Annotated in this window: 18 protein-coding genes; 12 read left to right on the top strand and 6 right to left on the bottom strand. The window is 46.4% G+C overall.

Going from position 1 to position 20,814, the window contains the following annotated elements; translation table 11 throughout:
- Window positions 1-2,016, top strand: coding sequence for an NAD-dependent DNA ligase LigA (ligA, locus tag ACIQZ3_RS03265; RefSeq protein WP_397390301.1), 2,016 nt, complete (start codon window positions 1-3; stop codon window positions 2,014-2,016).
- Between the two features lie 57 nt (window positions 2,017-2,073).
- Here the strand turns inward: ligA and ACIQZ3_RS03260 are convergent, their stop codons facing one another.
- The 6 genes from ACIQZ3_RS03260 to map form a co-directional block, all read right to left on the bottom strand.
- Window positions 2,074-3,474, bottom strand: coding sequence for an efflux transporter outer membrane subunit (locus tag ACIQZ3_RS03260; protein ID WP_397390299.1), 1,401 nt, complete (start codon window positions 3,472-3,474; stop codon window positions 2,074-2,076).
- 2 nt (window positions 3,475-3,476) lie between these two features.
- The gene (locus ACIQZ3_RS03255) at window positions 3,477-4,433 is read right to left on the bottom strand and encodes an efflux RND transporter periplasmic adaptor subunit (protein WP_397390296.1); all 957 of its coding nucleotides are present in this window, start codon (window positions 4,431-4,433) and stop codon (window positions 3,477-3,479) included.
- A 2-nt stretch (window positions 4,434-4,435) separates the two neighbouring features.
- Window positions 4,436-4,813, bottom strand: a complete 378-nt coding sequence (locus ACIQZ3_RS03250; protein ID WP_397390294.1) for a DUF3302 domain-containing protein — start codon at window positions 4,811-4,813, stop codon at window positions 4,436-4,438.
- 93 nt (window positions 4,814-4,906) lie between these two features.
- Complete coding sequence (locus ACIQZ3_RS03245) at window positions 4,907-5,854, bottom strand: autotransporter domain-containing protein (protein WP_397390292.1); 948 nt, start codon at window positions 5,852-5,854, stop codon at window positions 4,907-4,909.
- A gap of 156 nt (window positions 5,855-6,010) precedes the next feature.
- Window positions 6,011-8,614: a [protein-PII] uridylyltransferase gene (locus ACIQZ3_RS03240; protein ID WP_397390290.1), complete on the bottom strand. Its 2,604-nt coding sequence runs from the start codon at window positions 8,612-8,614 to the stop codon at window positions 6,011-6,013.
- A gap of 22 nt (window positions 8,615-8,636) precedes the next feature.
- Window positions 8,637-9,473 carry a type I methionyl aminopeptidase gene (gene map / locus ACIQZ3_RS03235; protein ID WP_397390288.1) on the bottom strand — a complete coding sequence of 279 codons (837 nt, stop codon included), beginning with the start codon at window positions 9,471-9,473 and terminating at the stop codon, window positions 8,637-8,639.
- 256 nt (window positions 9,474-9,729) lie between these two features.
- On the opposite strand from map, the gene rpsB reads away from it, so the two are divergent.
- The 11 genes from rpsB to lpxD all read left to right on the top strand — a co-directional run bounded on the left by rpsB (window position 9,730) and on the right by lpxD (window position 20,768).
- A complete protein-coding gene (gene rpsB / locus ACIQZ3_RS03230) occupies window positions 9,730-10,479 on the top strand; it encodes a 30S ribosomal protein S2 (protein WP_015421433.1) in 750 nt (249 codons plus the stop codon).
- Window positions 10,479-11,357, top strand: coding sequence for a translation elongation factor Ts (gene tsf, locus ACIQZ3_RS03225; RefSeq protein ID WP_397390286.1), 879 nt, complete (start codon window positions 10,479-10,481; stop codon window positions 11,355-11,357). The genes rpsB and tsf overlap by 1 nt, the downstream gene beginning before the upstream one ends.
- Window positions 11,358-11,546: 189 nt before the next feature.
- Complete coding sequence (pyrH, locus tag ACIQZ3_RS03220) at window positions 11,547-12,257, top strand: UMP kinase (protein ID WP_397390284.1); 711 nt, start codon at window positions 11,547-11,549, stop codon at window positions 12,255-12,257.
- Between the two features lie 11 nt (window positions 12,258-12,268).
- Window positions 12,269-12,829 (top strand): ribosome recycling factor, encoded by a 561-nt coding sequence (gene frr / locus ACIQZ3_RS03215; RefSeq protein WP_397390282.1) that lies wholly within the window; start codon window positions 12,269-12,271, stop codon window positions 12,827-12,829.
- Between the two features lie 30 nt (window positions 12,830-12,859).
- Window positions 12,860-13,633 (top strand): polyprenyl diphosphate synthase, encoded by a 774-nt coding sequence (gene uppS, locus ACIQZ3_RS03210; RefSeq protein ID WP_397390280.1) that lies wholly within the window; start codon window positions 12,860-12,862, stop codon window positions 13,631-13,633.
- Window positions 13,634-13,653: 20 nt separating this feature from the next.
- Window positions 13,654-14,481, top strand: a complete 828-nt coding sequence (locus tag ACIQZ3_RS03205; protein WP_397390278.1) for a phosphatidate cytidylyltransferase — start codon at window positions 13,654-13,656, stop codon at window positions 14,479-14,481.
- Window positions 14,481-15,671, top strand: coding sequence for a 1-deoxy-D-xylulose-5-phosphate reductoisomerase (gene ispC, locus ACIQZ3_RS03200; RefSeq protein ID WP_397390276.1), 1,191 nt, complete (start codon window positions 14,481-14,483; stop codon window positions 15,669-15,671). Before ACIQZ3_RS03205 ends, ispC begins: the two co-directional genes overlap by 1 nt.
- Before the next feature lie 11 nt (window positions 15,672-15,682).
- The gene (locus ACIQZ3_RS03195) at window positions 15,683-16,816 is read left to right on the top strand and encodes a M50 family metallopeptidase (RefSeq protein ID WP_397390274.1); all 1,134 of its coding nucleotides are present in this window, start codon (window positions 15,683-15,685) and stop codon (window positions 16,814-16,816) included.
- Between the two features lie 5 nt (window positions 16,817-16,821).
- On the top strand, window positions 16,822-19,161 hold the full coding sequence (gene bamA / locus ACIQZ3_RS03190) for an outer membrane protein assembly factor BamA (RefSeq protein WP_397390272.1): 2,340 nt from the start codon (window positions 16,822-16,824) through the stop codon (window positions 19,159-19,161).
- Window positions 19,162-19,179: 18 nt separating this feature from the next.
- The gene (locus tag ACIQZ3_RS03185) at window positions 19,180-19,707 is read left to right on the top strand and encodes an OmpH family outer membrane protein (protein ID WP_397390270.1); all 528 of its coding nucleotides are present in this window, start codon (window positions 19,180-19,182) and stop codon (window positions 19,705-19,707) included.
- A gap of 5 nt (window positions 19,708-19,712) precedes the next feature.
- Window positions 19,713-20,768, top strand: coding sequence for a UDP-3-O-(3-hydroxymyristoyl)glucosamine N-acyltransferase (gene lpxD, locus ACIQZ3_RS03180; RefSeq protein ID WP_397390268.1), 1,056 nt, complete (start codon window positions 19,713-19,715; stop codon window positions 20,766-20,768).
- The last annotated feature ends 46 nt before the right edge of the window (window positions 20,769-20,814 follow it).

Raw genomic sequence — 20,814 nt, 5'->3', positions numbered from 1 at the left:
TTGTCGTCCTCTAGTCCGACAAATTTAGCGGATCACTACGCATTCTTACAAGCTGAGCTAGCTCGCTTAGAGCATGCTTACTACGTCCTGGATAACCCCATAGTTCCTGATAGCGAGTATGACCGCCTCTATCGCGAGTTACTCGACATTGAGGTCATACATCCTGAGTGGGTGACTGCTGATTCACTTTCCCAAAGAGTAGGTGGCGCCGCACTTAAAGAATTTGATTCAGTTACGCATGTGGTGCCAATGCTTTCATTGAACAATGCTTTTGAAGATGCAGAGCTCGCCGCTTTTGATCGCCGTTGCCGTGAGGGTTTGCACGTCGACCAAGTGGATTACGCGGGCGAACTCAAATTTGATGGTCTGGCAATCTCACTGCGTTATGAGCATGGCTCTTTAGTGAGGGCAGCCACTCGTGGTGATGGTGCTAGCGGTGAGGACGTTACGGCCAATATCAAAACGATTCGTGCTATCCCATTAAAGCTGACAGGTGAGAATATCCCGGCAGTGTTGGAAGTGCGTGGTGAAGTCTTTATGTATCTCCAAGACTTCCAGAAAATGAATACGCAAGCCGCAGCCCAGGGGGAGAAAGAATTTGCTAACCCTCGTAATGCCGCTGCAGGAAGTCTGCGTCAATTAGATTCTAAGATCACTGCCAAGAGACCGCTCTCATTCTTTGCTTATGGCTTAGGAGCTCTAGAGCCTCAGTCTTGGCTACCAAATACCCATGAACAGCTTCTCAATGCTTATGTAAAGCTAGGCTTGCCAGTTTGCACTGAGCGCCGTGTTCTCAAATCCGTAGCGGAGATATTGGCTTTTTATAACGAGGTTGGTGCAAAGCGTGATGAACTTCCTTACGACATTGATGGTGTTGTTTACAAGGTCAACTCCTTTGCTGAGCAAGCCAAATTGGGCTTTGTATCCAGAGCCCCACGATTTGCCTTGGCTCACAAGTTCCCGGCACAAGAAGCCTTAACCACCGTTCTCGGAATTGATGTGCAGGTTGGACGTACGGGTGCCATTACTCCAGTCGCAAGACTTGCTCCAGTAGAGGTAGGTGGAGTTACCGTGACCAACGCTACTCTCCACAATGAAGATGAAGTAAAGCGCAAAGATGTACGCATTGGCGATACTGTTTCTGTCAGAAGAGCAGGGGATGTCATTCCTGAAGTCGTTTCGGTAGTGAAAGAGCGTAGACCTGCTAATGCAGCGGAATTTGTCATGCCAACAAATTGCCCAGTGTGCGATTCGCACATAGAACGATTGGCTGATGAGGCAATTGCACGTTGTAGCGGTGGCTTATTCTGCGGAGCGCAGCGCAAGCAGGCATTAATTCATTTTGCCCATAGAAGAGCTTTAGACATTGAAGGCTTGGGCGAGAAGATCGTCGATCAGTTGGTTGATCACAATCTAGTCAGAACGCCGGCCGATCTCTATCGCCTTGGCTTTACAGCTATTGCCAACCTAGAGCGCATGGGCGAGAAGTCGGCTGACAATCTCATAGCCGCAATCAATCAATCCAGAAACACTACGCTAGCGAGATTCATCTTTGCACTGGGTATTCGTCATGTGGGCGAGACCACAGCCAAAGACTTGGCTAATCACTACCAATCCATGCACGCCTTAATGGATGCCAGCCTTGAAGACTTGTTGACAGTAAAAGATGTTGGTCCTGTAGTGGCAGACTCAATAACTAGCTTTATGGAAGAAGCCCATAACCGTGAAGTGATCGAGCAACTCTTGGCTTCAGGTATGCAACTATCTGTTGAGGAAAAAGTCATCAGCGCAGCTGTAGCAGGGAAAACCTTTGTTCTCACCGGTACATTCCCAACCATGACAAGAGATGAGGCAAAAGATCTTCTCGAAAAAGCAGGTGCCAAAGTCGCTGGATCGGTTTCCAAGAAAACCGACTACGTAGTAGCTGGAACGGATGCTGGTAGCAAGCTCACTAAAGCTGAAGAGCTGGGCGTTCCAGTGATTGATGAAGCCGCTATGGTGGGCTTATTAGGCTAAATTACCTGCTAATCTAAATGGCTGCTTTCGGCCATAGGGCGCCGTACATCAATTTGACTATTCTTCTGCTGAGCCACCCAGTGCTAAATATAAATTGATACGCTGGGCTAGAGCATCAACTTTTCCTTGGCGCCAGCGCATTTCACTATTATTCGTAGAAATAATTTGTTGCTGTACTTGGCGCTGATCAACTCGACCTACTTTTAATTCTGCATTTGTATTTTGCATAATGCGCTTTTGCTCTTTGAGCTGTATTTCCAGTTGCTTACTGCGATCTCTCCAGTTAGATTCACCAGATAATGCATTTTCAACATCGCTAAAAGCAGTCAAAACGATTTTTCCGTAATTTGCTAATGCTGCTTGGGCCTCTGCATTTTGATAGGCAATCTGGGCTTCAATGGTTCCGCCCATGAATAGTGGTACTGAGGCATTTGCACCCACACCAAAACTAGTATTAGCACCATTGATCAAGCTAAATATTTGACTATTAATGTAGCCAAATCCTGCAGTCAGGCTGATCTTAGGCAGTCTTGCCAGACGTTTTTCATCAGCAAGATAGAAGGCGCTATTTACTCTGGCTTCCGCAGCAATAACATCTGGCCTACGTTCAAGTAAGTCTGCGGGTAATCCTGGGCTTACTGGAGGAGGCAGATCAGGAAGAAAGGTTGTTTTAAGTGGCTCTGCTTTAGGGTAACGACCAACCAGAACTTCAACAGCGCGTAACGATTGGTCTCTTGTTTGAGCGGCATTAATTGCCGCCTCTTTACTCTGAGCGGCGTTTGAGAGGGCAGCCGATACTTCGGAGGTGGACGATGCGCCAACCTTTTCGCGGACCTGCATTAATTCAGCAAATTTAGCTGCAGCCTCAGCATTTTGATTGGCTAAGCTTGATTGATCTTGTAAATTTCGAGCAAACCATACAGATTTTGTTAGGGTAGCAATTAAAGAGAGGCGCGCTGCATCCTGATCTGCATTAATGGCTTTGGAATTCTGTTCAGCTGCCGCTACCGAGGTTCTCACTCTCCCCCATAGATCTAGCTCCCAATTTGCTCCAATGAAGTAACCAGTGAGACCTGAGCCACTTGAGCCTGCTTTACCACCTACATTACCAATTGCATTAAGGCCTGGATATTGAGCGCCACCGGCTGCATCAATCAGTGATTCTGCTTGAATGCGTCTTGCAGCCATAACACGAATATCGGGATTATTCTTTAACGCTTCAGTTGCTAATTCATTTAATTCCGCATCATTAAATTGCTTAAGCCAGCCTGTATCAACTTGCATGCCAGTTGTATTTGAGCTTGCGGAAAATTGGTTGGGCAGAGTTACGCTCGGTAAAGATTTTTCAGTAAGCTCTTTGCTGCCTTGAATTTTACTGATCGTACAGGCACCCAGTAGAGCGGTGCCTAGTAAAGCGCTTGCTATTAAAGCAAAGCGGGAAGCTGGAAAATTCTTCAATCTCAATGCAACTTTGGAATGATGTAGTTCAGTTTGGTGCTAATTCTGAGCATTACCTTGCGGATAACATGTAGAAAAGCAAGATGATCTGTATATACGGCACCTTCGCCCACTGCTCCAGCCGGTAGCAATAGCTCTGCATGACGCTCATGCATAGCAAGCCTAACTACAAAGCGGTTTGGAGTGATGTTATTTAATCCGGTTGTCGGTAAGTTGCCAGTGGCATTTAACTGACCCTGACCTTCGGCAAGAATAATAGCCTCTACTTTTGCCTTGAGGATTTTTCCTGGAAAGCTAGGCACATAAAATTCCGCTTCATTACCAACCTCAATCTGATGCAATTCATTTTGATTGAAAAGGGCAAAGACTTGCGGAGTGTCCTCTAAGAAGGTCATGACTGATGCAACTGGAAACGCTGCAACATAGGCCCCGGGTCTTAATTGTAAGTTGACTACAGTTCCATCATTAGGAGCACGAACAATAGTTTGCTCTAGATCATATTGCGCGCTGAGTTTTTGCTCTGTTAGTTCAGCAAAATCAGCCTGTGCTTTCTCAAGATCAAACCGGTTTCCAGCGCCACTCTTAACAAGAGCTTGATTTTGTTCTAGGCGTAATTTAGCCAACTTCAATTTGGCTGAAAGGGCATTTACTGCAGCCTGGTACTGGGTTGGGTCAATCTTAAAAAGAACCTCTCCTTTTTTTACTCGTCGGTCGATAGCTACCGGGACTTCGATAACGCGACCCTTGACTTGACTAACAATACCGACGGAATTTCGAACTACTAGAACATTGCTCGAGGAGGGTGAAAAGATATTGAGGAGCAGGATCAAAGTGATCATGCCTACAACTGGAATAGTAAATACGATTACCTTAGCGACTGTATTCCAAGGCAATATTTTGTATTTAAAAAAGATTAACCAAACTATGCCAGCATAGATGCCAAGTATCAGAGCTTCCATGCTTATTTCACCTCTTCTTGATGTTCTTTATCGAGTGGTTCGTACTTATCAGTTCCATAGGCAAGCTTGTACATAGTCGGGCGGGTATAGGCCCATAGATAGGCAAGCGGCCATAGCAAGCCAGCAAAAAACAAGGACAGGATGCACAGTGCATGTATTGCATCCTGTTGAGGATGCTTTCTACGTTTGGCTATCACTTCAGGCATGATATGGACATACCAAAATGCGGCAATCAGGCCGATAGGCATCGCGATCAACACTATCCAAGACAGAATATTTGCAAAGTCGTCAATAAGATCGGGGGGTAGAAATGAAGCGGCAACTAATTTAGGAGTACTAACAAAGGCAATTATTAGTGCGGTAAGAATGGGCTTTTTCATGAATTGCTGTCTTCGTTTCTGTGTATCGTATTCAAAATTTAACATAAGTCTATTTTTTAAGCATTATTCAATGCATTTAATAGTTATGTGCGATTAAAAACTTGCCGCCAATCCAATAGATGTGCCTTGGACATTTTGTCCAAACCGGTAGCGAACTACCACTCTCACCCGACTAAAGATTGGATCTGAAGCGCTTCGATCAATCTCAATACCAGTTCCGACTGAGGAAATCGAGTTGAATCCCATGGCTCCTCGTAGGTTTCCTAAGTATTGGGTATTTGCAGCTTCAAATACCGCTCTTATTGGTCGATCAAGAGCCATCCAAGGCGTTGGAATTCTGCTGCGCGCCCAAAGTGATAGGCTTTGGGAGTCTGCTGACCCTTGCACGGCTGCGGAGCTAGCAAAGGTTTGAATGGCAATATTGGTGTAGCGAAGCTCAATATCAATTTCCTGGTCAGGCTTATAGTTTTCATAATCAAGCATGACCGAACCCCCTGCGCCATAAGAGTTCATGCGACCGCTATTAATAAATTGCAGGTTAACGTCGCGGTTATTGTTGATATAGCGCGTCGCAACAGAAGCATCGCTTTCTAAATGCCCAAGCATGACATTGGCTATGGGCCTAAATCGCAGCTGATCAGTGATTGGAAAATCCCAGCCAATTCCACCAGTGCCTGTGATGCTATTCCAATACATTGGAATGTTCACGGAACTATTACCAACCCCATCGGTAAAGGTTGGGTTGTAGCGATTAAAAGCCAAAGTACCCTCTATATAGAGCGGAAAGTTAGCGCTTATACGATCACCACCACCCAGGGATGTCGTTTGTAAATCCGCCTTACCATCACTATTCGTAACTTTAAGATTGCCTGTTGTGACATCCGGGGTTAGTGAGAAACCAGTAAGAGTCATTAAAGCATCAGCACGTTTCTTTAAATAATTAGTTCCAGCATTTTGGAGTGGCGTTTGGGCGTTCGCATATTGACACGCGCCTAATGTGCTTATTAATAGCAAGAAGAGGTACCAATCTCGTTGGAGCATAAAGATTATTAAAGTAAAGCCCGTATTGGGGCTATTTCAAGACAGCAAGCATTTTAGTCTGTTAGGTAGCATTGCGTAGGGTAGCTTCTTCCAAAGTCTGCCGTGGGTCGTTAACGACCATTCATCTTTTTTCAGATGCGACCCAACGGGACTTTGTTACACCCCCAAGGCCTCCAACAAATCGGTCTCTAGCATGATCTGCAGCTTGGGGCTCTTGCTTAAGTTCGCCGCATCCAATAGGAATACGTCTTCCACTCGCTCGCCTAATGTATTGATGCGTGCTGTATGTAATGAAACTTGATGCTTAGCCAAGACTCTGGAGATGACATAGAGTAGGCCCGTGCGATCACTGGCTGAAAGGGATAGTGCGTAGTAGTGGCCACGCTCATCCGGAATCATGTGCACGCGTGGCTGGATAGGGAAGGTGCGAGACTGCCTTGAGAGTCTTCCCATGCTTGGTGATGGCAATGGATCATTATTTTGTAATGCAGCTGTGAGTTCGTATTCCACCAGCTGAATGAGATCGCGGTAACTGCCACCTTCATCCACTAAGTTACTGCCTGAGATTTGGAATGTATCAAGTGCATAGCCATGTTTCGTCGTATGAATGCGGGCATCCCAAATCGAGAAACCGTGACGCTCAAAGTAAGCGCAAATTCTGGCGAAGAGATCTTCTTGGTCTTTAACGTAAACGGCAATTTGTAAGCCTTCGCCAACTGGTGAGAGACGAGCCCGTACGACAGGGGTTTCGCTATCGACCTTGTTATAGAGATGGCGTGTAAGCCAGGCGATATCCGCTGCATCCTGGCGCAAGAAGAAGGCAACGTCTAATTGCTTCCAGAGATTCTCGTAAGCAGAGTCCTCAATTGCATAAAGACGCAGCTTGGCTCGGGATTCTTCTTGATGCTGGGCAAGCTCGGAAGAGGCATCAGGTTTTGCGCCACCCAATACACGCAGAGTTGCTCGATAGAGGTCTTCTAGTAGCTTGCCTTTCCAGGCATTCCATACTTTAGGGCTGGTTCCACGGACATCGGCAACCGTTAATAGGTAGAGCGCGGTGAGATGGCGCTCATCACCCATCTTTTTGGCAAACGCTTGCACTACTTCTGGATCGGTAATGTCTTGTTTCTGAGCAACCTGGCTCATATTCAAGTGCTCAGCAACTAACCAAACCAAGAGCTCGGTATCCACCTTGTTTAAGCCATGGTCTTTTGCAAACTTACGCATGTCTGCTTTGCCAAGTTCAGAGTGATCGCCACCACGTCCTTTGGCAATGTCATGAAAGAGTGCAGCAATGACCAGTAGCCAAGGCTTCTCAAAATGGGCAATCAGGCTGCTGCAGAAAGGAAACTCATGCGTATACTCGACCACCATAAAGCGGCGTACATTACGCAGCACCATCAAGATATGTTGATCAACTGTGTAGACATGAAATAAGTCATGCTGCATCTGACCAACAATTTTTCTGAAGGCTGGTAGATAGCGACCAAGCACGCTGGTGCGGTTCATGAGCTGGAAGGCGCGACTAACTCCTTCAGGCTCTTTTAGGATTTCAATAAAGAGTGCGCGGTTGACTGGATCTTTGCGCCATTTGCTATCCATCTTCTGGCGAGCGTTGTACAAGGCTCTGAAGATAGTTGCAGATAGGCTTTTAACGTTAGCTGTTTGCGCAAACACCAAGAAGGTCCGCAGAATTTGCTCTGGGTGTTTCTGAAATAACTGAGGATCGGTGATATCTAAGACACCTTGACGCTCAATAAAGCACTCATTACCTTCACCGGCAATGGCATGCGTTGTTTTGGATTCTTGAGGGAAAAGTAGTGCTTCAATGTTTTGCAGTAGTACGTCATTTAATTGGCTGACGGCTTTAGCTGCCCAATAGTAGCTACGCATGATGGCTTCGCTGGCTAATCTGGAGGATTCTTCTGTGATGCCCATCGCTGCTGCAAGGGGCGCCTGTAAGTCAAACACCAATACGTCTTGTCTGCGCTTTGCAAGAAGGTGCAAATTAGCGCGCAGGGTTTCTAAAAAACGCTGGTTACGATTGAGTTCGGTTAACTCACGTTGAGTTACTAGGCCAGCCAGACTGAGGTCTTTAAACGTATTACCTAAGTGCGCCGCCTTACTGACCCAGGAGATCACCTGTAGGTCACGCAAGCCACCAGGACTCTCCTTGCAATTGGGTTCCAAGGAGTAAGGGGTATCTTGATATTTGTAATGACGCTGAATTTGCTCTGCTAGTTTGGCTTGAAAGAATGACTTGGGATCCAAGGTCTTTTCATAAATAGATTCAAACTCTTTGAAGAGGGCCTTCTTGCCGCAGATGAGTCTTGATTCCAGAAGGGAGGTGCGAACGGTGATGTCTTGCTCTGCCTCAGATGCGCACTCGGCAACGGTTCGAACTGAGGAGCCAATTTCTAAGCCGGTATCCCAGCATTGCGCTACAAACTTTTCAATCTTGCTGGCCAATACATCTTCAAAGAATTTCTTATCCGCAGGTAGCAAAATCAAAATATCAATATCAGAGTAAGGAAACAGCGCGCCTCTACCGAATCCACCTACCGCTACCAGGGCGGCATCTGCGTTTAATTCGCATGAATTCCATAAGCTAATGAGGAGTTCATCGCTGAGCTTACTCAGTTGCTTGGTTAATCGCCCAACAACTTGATGTTCGCGAAAGTCTTCATAGGCTAATTCTCGCGCAGCTCTTAAGCTGGCAATATCTGCAACAGGTTGAATAGCTGCGAGAGTCTGACCCATTGCGCTTGAACTAATTTAATAATTAAGCGTTAGCTAGGTTTGGTCTAAATGAAAGACCTTTAACGCAATCTGGAATCGGATTACTGCCCTCCGACCAAGTGAGCACTTCAACCCCGGTGGCTGTAACTAAGAGCGTGTGCTCCCATTGCGCAGAGAGGCTGCGGTCTTTAGTCTTCACTGTCCACTGATCAGGCATCGTCCGAATATCGCGCTTGCCAGCATTAATCATTGGCTCAATGGTGAAAGTCATGCCTTCTTTTAATTTTTCACCGGTGCCAGGTCGACCATAGTGAAGAATCTGCGGATCTTGATGAAACACTTTGCCAATGCCATGACCGCAATATTCGCGAACAACGGAGTAACCCGCTTTTTCAGCATGGGTCTGAATGACGTGGCCAATATCGCCTAGTGATGCACCAGGCTTAACTTGTGCAATGCCAAGCCACATACATTCAAAAGTAATTTGAGTCAGACGTTTAGCTAATACCGAAACTTCACCAACCATAAACATGCGACTGGTATCGCCGTAGTAGCCATCAGGAGTAATCACGGTGATATCGAGGTTCACGACGTCACCGGTTTTCAAAATCTTCTCGCCAGGAATGCCATGGCAAATCACATCATTGACCGAAGTGCAGATGGATGCTGGAAAGGGTGGGTAGCCTGGTGGCTGGTAGTTTAGAGGGGCGGGAATGGTCTTTTGGACATCGCGCATGTATTCATGACAGATGCGGTCCAGCTCAGCTGTGCTGACGCCAGCTTTGACGTGCGGAGCAACGTGGTCAAGAACTTCGCTGGCTAAGCGGCCAGCTTCACGCATCCCTTGAATGTCTTTTTCGGCGGTAAATATACTATTCATGCCTTGATTATCAACGACTTGGGGCTTTTTGCTAGTGGGCATATGTCTAAATAATAGGCAGATGCACCATTTAATGGCATTTCTGAGTAGGTTTTCTAGTTTGGCACTGGGGATGGGTCGTCTAGAGCATTGATATTTAAGCTATAATTTCGTTCTCAGGTCAATTTTGATCTGAAATCGCGGGTTGAGCCTTCCAGGGTGGCGCTTTTTAGCGCAGCTAGGACTCAATCTTAGAAACTAACCCTTAGGAGAAGTTATGTCAGTAACTATGCGTCAAATGCTGGAAGCCGGTTGCCATTTTGGTCACCAAACCCGTTTCTGGTCCCCAAGAATGGCCCCTTATATTTTCGGCCATCGCAACAAAATTCACATCATCAACTTAGAAAAAACTTTGCCAATGTTTCAGGACGCCCTGAAATTTGCAAAACAAGTTGCTGCTAATCGTGGAACTATCTTATTCGTTGGTACTAAGCGTCAATCACGCGAGATCATTGCTGAAGAAGCTGCTCGTGCTGGTATGCCGTACATCGACAGCCGTTGGTTGGGCGGTACGCTCACCAACTTCAAAACTGTTAAAGGTTCCCTCAAGCGTTTGAAGGATATGGCAGTGGCTAAAGAAGCTGGCGACTGGGAAAAGCTTTCTAAGAAAGAAGCTTTGACTAACGATCGCGATCTCGACAAGTTGCAAAAAGCACTTGGCGGTATTCAGGATTTGAACGGCGTTCCTGATGCGATTTTCGTAGTGGACGTTGGCTATCACAAGATTGCTATTACGGAAGCTAACAAGCTTGGTATTCCTGTTATCGCTGTGGTTGATACCAACCACTCACCAGAAGGTGTTGATTACATCATCCCTGGTAACGATGACTCCAGCAAAGCTGTTCTTCTCTACGCTCGTGGCATTGCTGATGCAATCCTCGAAGGTAAATCAAACTCTGTTCAAGAAATCTTGACTGCCGTTAAAGAAGGCGAAGAAGAGTTTGTTGAAGAAGGGAAAGCTGAATAATGGCCGCTATTACCGCTGCAATGGTTGGCGAGTTACGCGCCAAGACTGATGCTCCGATGATGGAGTGCAAAAAAGCATTAACTGAAGCTGATGGCGATATGGCTCGTGCAGAAGAGATTCTGCGTGTAAAGCTCGGTAGCAAAGCTGGTAAGGCGGCATCCCGCGTTACTGCTGAAGGTGTTGTTGCTTCAGCCATTAATGGCACTACAGGTGCATTGCTTGAAGTGAACTGCGAAACTGACTTCGTTTCAAAGAACGATGATTTCTTGGCATTTACACAAGCCTGTGCAAATCTGATTTCTGAAAAGAATCCAGCTGACGTTGCTGCATTACTTGCATTGCCAATGAACGGTCAAACTGTTGATGAAGTTCGTAGCGCCTTGATCGGTAAGATCGGCGAGAACATCATGCCGCGTCGCTTCAAGCGTTTCGCTGGTAGCAACAAGTTGGTTTCTTACCTCCACGGAACTCGTATCGGCGTCATGGTTGAGTTCGAAGGTGATGAGACTGCAGCTAAAGACGTAGCAATGCATATTGCTGCAATGAAGCCAGTGGCTTTGTCGATGGCTGATGTGCCTGCTGAAGCAATTGCTGTTGAGCGTAGTGTTGCTGTTCAAAAAGCTGCTGAATCTGGCAAACCACCAGAAATCGTTGAGAAGATGGTTGAAGGTTCTATTCAGAAGTACCTCAAAGAGGTTTCTTTGTTGAACCAAACTTTCGTTAAAAACGACAAGCAATCTGTTGAGCAAATGCTCAAAGCCGCAAACACCACAATCAAGGGTTTCACCATGTTTGTTGTAGGTGAGGGCATTGAGAGGCGTCAAGACGACTTTGCGGCTGAAGTTGCTGCGCAAGTGGCTGCTGCCAAAGGCGCTTAATTAGCTCCAATACTGCTGGGCTTGCTCAGTAAGGCTGCAATACCCAAAAGGGCATGGAAATCTCGGTTTCTATGCCCTTTTGTTTGATCTGTGCCAAGCCCTTTATAATTTGGGCAAGATATTAAAAAGTACTTAAAGATCAATAAGCTAAGCAAGTAAATTGCTTGGCAAATTACGGAAAATAAAACGATGCCAGCCTACAAACGTGTTCTCTTAAAACTCTCTGGTGAAGCCCTCATGGGGGATGATGCTTTTGGCATCAATCCAATCACCATTGATTCCATGGTGAAAGAAATTGCCGATGTAGTAAATAGCGGCGTTCAGTTGGCTATCGTAATCGGCGGCGGAAATATTTTCCGCGGTGTAGCAGGCGGTGCTGCCGGCATGGATCGCGCAACAGCCGACTACATGGGAATGCTTGCCACCATGATGAACTCCCTTGCACTACAAGATGCTTTGCGCCAAAAAGGTGTGGAGGCTCGTGTGCAGTCTGCTTTACGAATGGATCAAGTCGTTGAGCCTTACATCCGCCCACGAGCAATTCGTGCTTTAGGTGAAGGCAAGGTGGTGATCTTCGCTGCTGGAACAGGCAACCCATTCTTTACCACCGACACTGCAGCTGCCTTGCGTGGCGCAGAGATGGGCGTTGAAATCGTGCTGAAGGCTACCAAGGTGGATGGTATTTACAGTGCCGATCCAATGAAAGATCCAACGGCTACTCTGTACAAAACAATGACTTTCGATGAGGCAATCATCAAAAACTTGCAGGTGATGGACGCAACTGCTTTTGCATTGTGTCGTGATCGCAAATTACCAATCAAAGTATTTTCGATTCTCAAGCCTGGCGCATTAATGCGCGTGGTTCAGGGCGAATCCGAAGGTACTTTAGTACACGTTTAATAGGAGGCTTGATGTCCGCAGCAGAAATTAAAACCACTACCGATCAAAAGATGCAGAAGTCTCTTGAGGCCTTGAAAACCAATTTGGCGAAGATTCGCTCTGGCCGTGCTAACCCGGGAATTTTGGAGCACATCCAGGTGGATTACTACGGCAACCCAACACCGCTCAGCCAAGTCGCTAGCTTAGGTCTGGCGGATGCAAGAACGATTAACGTTCAGCCATTTGAAAAAACTATGGTTGGCGCAATTGAGAAGGCGATTCGTGATTCTGACTTAGGTCTTAACCCAGCCTCTCAAGGTGCTGTGATTCGCGTACCAATGCCCGCCTTGACTGAAGAGCGTCGTCGTGATTTAACTAAGGTTGTTAAAAACGAAGGTGAAGAAACTAAGATCGCTGTGCGTAATTTACGCCGTGATGCAAATGAACATCTCAAGCGCCTTACTAAAGATAAAGAAATTTCTGAGGATGATGAGCGTCGTGCAACTGACGACATTCAGAAGCTGACCGATCGCGCAGTAGTGGATGTCGACAAGATCGTCTCTGAAAAAGAAAAAGAGATCATGACGGTTTAATCGTCAGATTAATTTTTTATTATTCGCTTTATGACCCAGCACACTAGTTCCACCTTAGTTGTTCCAGAGGTGAGTGCTATTCCTCGCCACGTTGCCATCATCATGGACGGCAATGGGCGCTGGGCCAGCAAGCGTTTCATGCCGCGAGTAGCGGGGCACTCAGAAGGATTGGGTGCCGTGCGTAAAATTGTTCAAGAGTGCCGCCGTCTTGGCGTCGAATACCTCACTGTATTTGCATTCAGCTCTGAAAATTGGCGCCGCCCACCAGAAGAGGTGGGCTTCTTAATGAAGTTGTTTCTCAAGTCATTAAAAAGCGAAGTTTCTCGTCTTGCCGAAAACGATATTTCCTTACGCCTCATTGGCGATCTCAGTCGCTTCGATTCTGCGATTCAGGAGATGGTCGAGTTTTCTGAGGGAAAAACAGCTGACTGCAAAGGGCTAACTTTTACGATTGCAGCTAACTATGGTGGTCGTTGGGATATCTTGCAGGCAATGCGCCAATGTATGGCTGCCAATCCTGGCTTGAAGCTGGAGCAAGTGTCCGAAGAATTGTTGCAGCCACATTTATCCATGGCCTATGCACCTGAGCCAGATTTATTTATTCGCACCGGTGGTGAACAGCGTGTTAGTAACTTCTTACTATGGCAGCTAGCCTATACCGAGTTGTATTTCACGGATACCCTTTGGCCTGATTTTGATGAGGCTGAGTTACACAAAGCGTTCGACTGGTTTAGTCAGCGCGAGCGTCGCTTTGGACGCACGAGTGCTCAGTTGGCTTCCGAGCCTTTGAGCGATGCAGTCTAAGCACTTCACACCCCCCCCATATGCTAAAAATTCGAATCATTACCGCTACTATTTTGATGGCGGTGCTATTGCCTATCTTGTTTTTCTTGCCACCAATCTATTTAGGTGGATTCTTTCTGGTGGCGTTAGTGGCTGCAGCATGGGAATGGAGTCGCATGATTGCCCCAGAGGCGAAGAAGGCTGCGTGGCTCTATGCTGCATTTTGTTTGATGATCATTTTATTTTTATTGGGTATGCAGGCGATTTCATGGCAGTTCTCTTTACTCATGATGGCCGTCTTGTTTTGGTTTTTCTTGGCGCCATTCATTTTGGCAAAGGGGATGAATATTTCCCTTCAAAAATTCAAACCTTTTTATAGCATTTTGGGCTTAATCATTCTGCCGGCAACTTGGTTTGCTTTGGTTTTCTTGCGTGAACTCGGCTTAGTTTTTTTATTAAGCAGCATGGCCCTAGTTTGGGTTGCTGATATTGGTGCTTACTTTGTTGGCAAAGCTTTTGGTAAACATAAATTGGCTATGCACATTAGCCCGGGTAAATCTATTGAGGGTGCGTTAGGTGGCTTGGTGCTTTGCTACTTGTATGCATTCTTGTGTGTAATGTATTTACCGCTAGGTGATACCTTATTTGGCGCTTTGGCTATTCGTTTTGGTTGGGTGCCAATGTTCTTAATGGTTGCTGTGTTGGCTGCGTTCAGCGTCTTCGGCGATTTATTCGAGTCTCAGTTGAAGCGCTTAGCTGGCGTCAAAGATAGCAGTCATTTGCTACCTGGCCATGGTGGTGTTCTAGATCGGGTTGACGCACTCATCCCAACAATGCCGATAGCTGCTCTACTAGCTGGATTAATTTGATGTCCCTTAAGCAGGTTGCCATACTAGGATCTACAGGATCGATTGGTGTCAACACCTTAGATGTAATTCGTGCTCATCCTGAGCGCTTTAATGTAGTGGCGCTAACTGCTGCCAAACAAATTGAGCGTCTCGCCGAGCAATGTATTGAGTTCAAGCCGACAATTGCAGTGGTGGCTGACGCTGATGGCGCCGCGCAGCTAAGTCGACTGTTGCAAGAAAAAAAGATTGCTACTCAAGTTCTCTATGAGCCTCAAGCCTTGGTCAGCGCAGTAACTGAATCTGGTTGCGACACCGTCATGGCAGCCATTGTTGGTGCTGCTGGACTTGTTCCAGCCTTGGCTGCAGCACAAGCGGGTAAGAGAGTGTTACTAGCCAATAAAGAAGCGCTGGTGATGTCAGGCAATTTATTTATGCAGGCCATGAATGCGGGTGGTGGTGAGTTACTCCCAATTGATAGTGAGCACAATGCCATTTTTCAATGCCTACCAGATCGCTTTGCAAAAAATCCATCTGACCATTTAGGCGTTGAAGAGCTTTGGTTAACAGCTTCGGGTGGACCTTTCAGAGATAAATCGGCTGCAGATTTAGTCGGAATTACTCCGGAGCAAGCGTGCTCTCATCCAAACTGGGTGATGGGTAGAAAGATCTCAGTTGATTCGGCAACGATGATGAATAAAGGTCTTGAGGTGATTGAGGCTTTTTGGTTATTTGGTTTGCCACTTGAAAAAATCAAGGTCTTGATTCATCCGCAGAGCGTAGTGCATTCGATGGTGCGTTATCGCGATGGTTCTGTGTTGGCCCAAATGGGTCAACCTGACATGCGTACACCGATTGCTTATGGCTTGGCCTGGCCTGAACGCATTGATGCAGGTGTCGCCCCCTTGAATCTGACACAGTTGACCGGCCTAAGCTTTACTGAGCCCAAGCTCACACAATTCCCTTGCCTGAGCTTGGCCTTTGCTGCCGCAAAAGCAGGGGGTACTGCTCCTGCCGTATTAAATGCTGCGAACGAAGTTGCAGTTGCCGCTTTCTTGGATGAGGGCTTGCCTTACTTAAGCATTCCAAATGTAGTGGAGCACTGCTTGAATGCCCTGTCTCCAGTAGCAGCTGATTCGCTTGAAATAATTCTTGAGGCTGATGCTCGAGCTCGTCAGGCTGCGAATCAGTTCATTCACGCAATTGAGAAATAGATCGGTAGATTTTGCAGGCTTTAATCACACTTGGCGCATTCTTAATCACACTGGGTGCGTTGGTTAGCTTTCATGAATACGGCCATTTTTTGGCAGCTCGCTTGTGCGGGGTTAAAGTGCTTCGCTTTGCTCTGGGATTTGGTAAACCGATCTTTACTTATCGTGCTAGCAACGGTACTGAGTGGGTTCTAGCCTCTATTCCTCTCGGCGGTTATGTCAAATTATTGGATGGTCGCGATAGTCAGCAAACTATTCAAACAGAAGACCGCCCCCAGTCTTTTGATGTAAAGCCGCTATGGCAGCGTTCTTTAATCATCGCTGCAGGGCCATTTGCGAACTTTCTGTTGGCTGTTATTTTGTTTTCGGTGATTTATGTCTCTGGTGTGCCTCAGTTGCCGGCCCGTTTGCAGGCTCCACCTAAGCAAACGATTGCCGCAAAACTGGGGGTGACGGCAGGTGATGAGGTTATTGGCTGGCAATCTCTGTCATCTGACTACAGCAGCGCCCCCATTCTTGAAGAATTTGACCCCATACCGAGTTGGAATGCATTACGTTGGTTTTTATTAGATGCCTTAACCGGAGAGCAAGGTTTTGCTCTAGAGATGCAGGACGCTTCTGGTGCTCGCCTCGTTAAATCCTTTAGGCGGACTGATTTACCTCCAATTTCACCAGAATCTGACCCATTTCAAGCCTTGGGCTTGCTTCCGCAAGTCAGCCCACCTACGGAGTGGAAAGAGCTCAAATTAGGGCCTATAGAGGCTCTAGGATTTGCTAGCCAACGGGTATACCTAATAACCAAGGTCTCCACTAGACTCATGTTGGGCTTATTTACAGGTAAAACAACCCTAAAGCAGCTCGGTGGCCCATTGAGTATTGCGGATATGGCGGGGAAGTCTGCCCAGGTGGGTTGGCAGCCATTTTTAGCATTTTTGGCCCTCTTGAGTATCAGTATTGGACTCTTGAATTTAGTGCCTTTACCAATGCTAGATGGGGGTCAGCTCCTGTATGATGCATGGGAGTTGGTTGCTGGAAAGCGAATTTCCTTATCCCTGCAGGAAAAGCTCCAAAAAGTGGGTTTTTTGCTGTTGATATTCCTTTCCTTGCTAGCCTTGTTTAACGATTTGCAACACTACCTTTCATCTTGAATTTTTTGATCCCTTCTTTTCGCTCCGTAACCCGATTTGTTGCACAAGTCGTTCTCATTCTCGCTGCTAGTTTTTGTGTCAGCGCACAAGCTGCTGACTCCTTTGTTATTAAAGATATTCGCATTGAGGGTTTGCAGCGAGTGGAGCCTGGTGCTGTATTTAGTTACTTGCCAGTACAGGTGGGCGATTCATTTGCAGAAGACAAGAGTGCCGAAGCTATTAAGGCGCTCTATAGCACTGGCTTTTTCCGAGATGTGCAAATCCAGGCTCAAGGCAATGTCCTAATCGTGATCGTTGAAGAGCGTCCCACCATCTCCCGGATTGAGTTTACTGGGATGAAAGAGTTTGATCAGGAAACTGTTCGCAAATCCTTAAAAGCAGTCGGAGTGGCTGAAGCCCGTTTCTATGACAAGGCGCTGATTGATAAAGCTGAGCAAGAACTCAAGCGACAGTATATTAGTAAAGGTATGTACGCAGCCGAGGTTGTTGCAACCGTTACTCCGGTAGAGCGCAACCAAGTAGCGATTTATTTCAATGTTGATGAAGGCCCTGTAGCCAAGATTCAAGAGATCAGTTTCATCGGTAATGGCGTATTTAGCGAGAGCACTCTGAAGAGTCAGATGCAGTTAAAAACTGGCGGATGGCTTTCTTGGTACAGTAAAGATAATTTGTACTCCAAGCAAAAACTCACAGCTGACTTGGAGAATATTCGTTCCTACTACCTCAACCGCGGTTACCTTGAGTTTGTGATTGAGTCAACGCAGGTCTCTATTACCCCAGACAAAAAAGGCATCTTCCTCACGATCAGTGTTCGTGAAGGTAACAAATTCACCGTTAAAGATGTGCGTTTAGCCGGTGAGTTATTGGGTAAAGAAGCCGAATTGATTCAGTTGGTAACACTTAAGCCGGGAGATACCTTCTCATCCGCGAAGTTGACCGAAAGTACCAAGGCAATTGCAGAAATTCTGGGATCGTATGGCTATGCATTTGCAACCATTAATCCGCAGCCTGATATTCGTCGGGATTTGAGTGAGGTTGATTTGACCCTCGTGGTAGATCCGGGGCGTCGTGTTTATGTGCGTCAAGTGAATATCTCCGGTAACGCTAAAACTCGAGATATGGTGGTTCGACGTGAAATGCGCCAGTTTGAAAGCTCTTGGTTCGATAGCGAGAAGATCGATTTATCTAAAAAACGCTTAGGTCGCTTGGGTTACTTCACTGAGGCTGATGTCTCTACGCAAGACGTTCCCGGATCCCCGGATCAGGTGGATGTGAATGTCAAGGTAACCGAAAAGCCAACCGGCGCAGTAACCCTTGGTGCAGGGTTCTCTTCTACTGAAAAATTAATCCTCTCTGCCGGTATCAATCAAGAGAATGCTTTTGGTACGGGTACGGCTGTTGGTCTTAATATGTCTCTCGGTAAGATCAATCAAAATTTGGCTTTATCAAACTACGACCCTTACTTTACGGAAGACGGAATTAGCCGTTACACCGATTTGTACTACCGCTCATCCAAGCCGCTTTATTACATCGGCGATCCTGATTACCAAATTAAATCTATTGGTTCAAATATTAAATTTGGTGTTCCATACACCGAAGTTGACCGTGTTTTCTTTGGAACCGGATTTGAGGTATTCCAGATTAAATCCACCTCTAATACACCGCAGCCATACTTAAACTACATGGTGGATTATGGTGCTGCTGCACCAGGGTATCCCGCATCTCTCAATACCTATAACGTGCCAGTGACCATCGGTTGGTCGCGTGATGGCCGTGACAGTGCATTGATTCCATCAACAGGCTCCTTGCAGCAATTGAATGTTGAGGTCGGAACACCGGTGGGCAACATGATGTTCTATCGCCTGTTTGGTCAGTATCAAAAGTATCACTCCTTCTCAAAGGGCAACATCCTATCCTTTAACGGTGAAGTTGGCTATGGTGAGGCCTACGGCAAATACCCATTCCCAATTACTAAAAACTACTATGTAGGTGGTATTGGTTCGGTTCGAGGCTATGCCCCAGGATCACTTGGCCCCACTTTCTTTAATGTCAACACTGGTCTTAATCAGCCGACTGGTGGCCAGTCAAAGATTGTTACTAACGTCGAATATACTGTGCCAGTTCCAGGATCTGGAATTGATAAGACCTTGCGTGTATTTGGCTTCGTAGATGGTGGTAACGTCTATGCTGAGAATATGAATCTCGTGTTGCGATATTCTTACGGCTTAGGTTTATCATGGATATCACCACTGGGCCCACTAAAATTCAGTTACGGTATTCCGATCAAATCGTTACCTACGGATAACGTCCAGCGTTTGCAGTTCCAAGTTGGTACGGCGTTTTAATTGTTTAAGGAAATTTTTATGAAGCTTTGTCAATCTTCCAAATGGATTCAATGCAGCTTAATTGCTGTTTCTTCACTAATCGCTTTGCCTCAGGCATTCGCGCAAGATGCTGGAACTCGGGTTGCAGCTGTGAACGTTGAAAAAGTATTCAATGAATCCAATATGGCCAAAGCAAGCCAAACCAAATTGCAAAATGAATTCATGAAGCGTCAGAACGAAATTCGTGACAGCGCCCAAAAAATTAAGTCTGCCGCTGAAAAGCTAGACCGTGATTCAGCTGTCATGTCAGAAGCAGATCGTGTGCGTCGTCAGCGTGAGCTGTCAGATCAAGATCGTGAACTACAACGCAAGCAACGCGAATACACTGAAGACCTGAATCAGCGCAACTTTGAAGAGCGTGCCAAGATTGCTGAAAAAGCAAATCAAGCGCTCAAGCAAATTGCTGACCAAAGAAAAATTGATGTCATTATTCAAGATCCAGCCTATGCAAATCCTAAGGTTGACGTAACTGATGATGTCATCAAGGCTTTAAATAGTCTCAAGTAAGTTTTATGCCCACCGCCATCGAGCTGGCCGAACAGTTTCAAGTAAGCTTGGTGGGGGGTGGCTCCCTCGCACTTCAGGGCCTCGCTCCACTCGAGCGGGCTCAGTCAAGCCAGATCTCCTTTCTTTCTAATCCGCTATATCGCCAACAGGCTAGTGATAGTGCTGCTGGTGGATTGATTGTTAACCAAGCAGATCTAGATTTTCTTCAGGCAAATCCGAGTGCAAATTCTGCGCAGCGCGTGTATTTTGTTTCTAAAAATCCCTACGTTACTTTTGCCAGAATGGCTCAACACTTTGCTAAAGCATCTGCGCCCATTTATTCTCCCGGCGTACATTCAAGCGCGGCAATAGACCCAACCGCCAGTATTCCAGCTTCATGTCATATTGGACCTTTTGTGCAAATTGGCCCTGGTGTGAAACTAGGGGAGCGCGTTACTTTATTGGGTAATACTTCTGTTGCCAGAAATTCCACTATTGGCAGTGACACCTTGATTTACTCCAACGTGTCTATTTACTCCGAAACTAAGATTGGTGACCGGTGCATTATTTATAGCGGCACCGTGATTGGTGCTGATGGTTTTGGTTTTGCCCCAGACTTTTCAGCCACTGGGGCCGAGTGGGTCAAGATCCCTCAGACTGGCGCCGTAGTGATTGGTAATGATGTGGAAATTGGCGCGTCAACCACAATTGATCGTGGCGCAATGAGTGACACCATCATAGGCAATGGAACTAAGATTGATAATCAAGTACAAATTGCTCACAACGTAGTAGTTGGTAATTGCTGTGTGATTGCTGGTTGTGCTGCGATCTCGGGAAGTACCAAGATTGGAAACTTCTGCATTATTGGCGGCGCCGCTAACTTTGCGGGCCACCTCAGTATTGCTGACAGAACTACCGTATCTGGAAATACTTCGATTATTCGCTCCATCACCGAACCAGGCCAGCACTACACGGGTGTTTATCCGTCAATGCTCCATGGTGCTTGGGAGAAAAACGCTGCTATTTTGCGTGGCCTCGATAAAATACGCCAGCGCCTACGATTATTAGAAAAATCTAAATAAATCACCATCACATTAAAAAATTAGAAACTTTATTCAGCAGGTAAAT

This window comes from Polynucleobacter sp., assembly GCF_044342855.1.
Lineage (GTDB): Bacteria > Pseudomonadota > Gammaproteobacteria > Burkholderiales > Burkholderiaceae > Polynucleobacter.
The sequence above is the reverse complement of the archived record's forward strand: the minus strand, read 5'-3'. Positions and strand labels throughout refer to the sequence as shown.

Bases quoted from the DNA above. Each gene is read 5' to 3' on its own strand.
- ispC (WP_397390276.1), top strand. From the start codon at position 14,481: ATGTCCCTTAAGCAGGTTGCCATACTAGGATCTACAGGATCGATTGGT.
- map (WP_397390288.1), bottom strand. From the start codon at position 9,473: ATGAATAGTATATTTACCGCCGAAAAAGACATTCAAGGGATGCGTGAA.
- pyrH (WP_397390284.1), top strand. From the start codon at position 11,547: ATGCCAGCCTACAAACGTGTTCTCTTAAAACTCTCTGGTGAAGCCCTC.
- frr (WP_397390282.1), top strand. From the start codon at position 12,269: ATGTCCGCAGCAGAAATTAAAACCACTACCGATCAAAAGATGCAGAAG.
- ACIQZ3_RS03245 (WP_397390292.1), bottom strand. From the start codon at position 5,854: ATGCTCCAACGAGATTGGTACCTCTTCTTGCTATTAATAAGCACATTA.
- ACIQZ3_RS03185 (WP_397390270.1), top strand. From the start codon at position 19,180: ATGAAGCTTTGTCAATCTTCCAAATGGATTCAATGCAGCTTAATTGCT.
- tsf (WP_397390286.1), top strand. From the start codon at position 10,479: ATGGCCGCTATTACCGCTGCAATGGTTGGCGAGTTACGCGCCAAGACT.
- uppS (WP_397390280.1), top strand. From the start codon at position 12,860: ATGACCCAGCACACTAGTTCCACCTTAGTTGTTCCAGAGGTGAGTGCT.
- ACIQZ3_RS03240 (WP_397390290.1), bottom strand. From the start codon at position 8,614: ATGGGTCAGACTCTCGCAGCTATTCAACCTGTTGCAGATATTGCCAGC.
- ACIQZ3_RS03255 (WP_397390296.1), bottom strand. From the start codon at position 4,433: ATGGAAGCTCTGATACTTGGCATCTATGCTGGCATAGTTTGGTTAATC.
- ACIQZ3_RS03250 (WP_397390294.1), bottom strand. From the start codon at position 4,813: ATGAAAAAGCCCATTCTTACCGCACTAATAATTGCCTTTGTTAGTACT.
- lpxD (WP_397390268.1), top strand. From the start codon at position 19,713: ATGCCCACCGCCATCGAGCTGGCCGAACAGTTTCAAGTAAGCTTGGTG.
- ACIQZ3_RS03205 (WP_397390278.1), top strand. From the start codon at position 13,654: ATGCTAAAAATTCGAATCATTACCGCTACTATTTTGATGGCGGTGCTA.
- rpsB (WP_015421433.1), top strand. From the start codon at position 9,730: ATGTCAGTAACTATGCGTCAAATGCTGGAAGCCGGTTGCCATTTTGGT.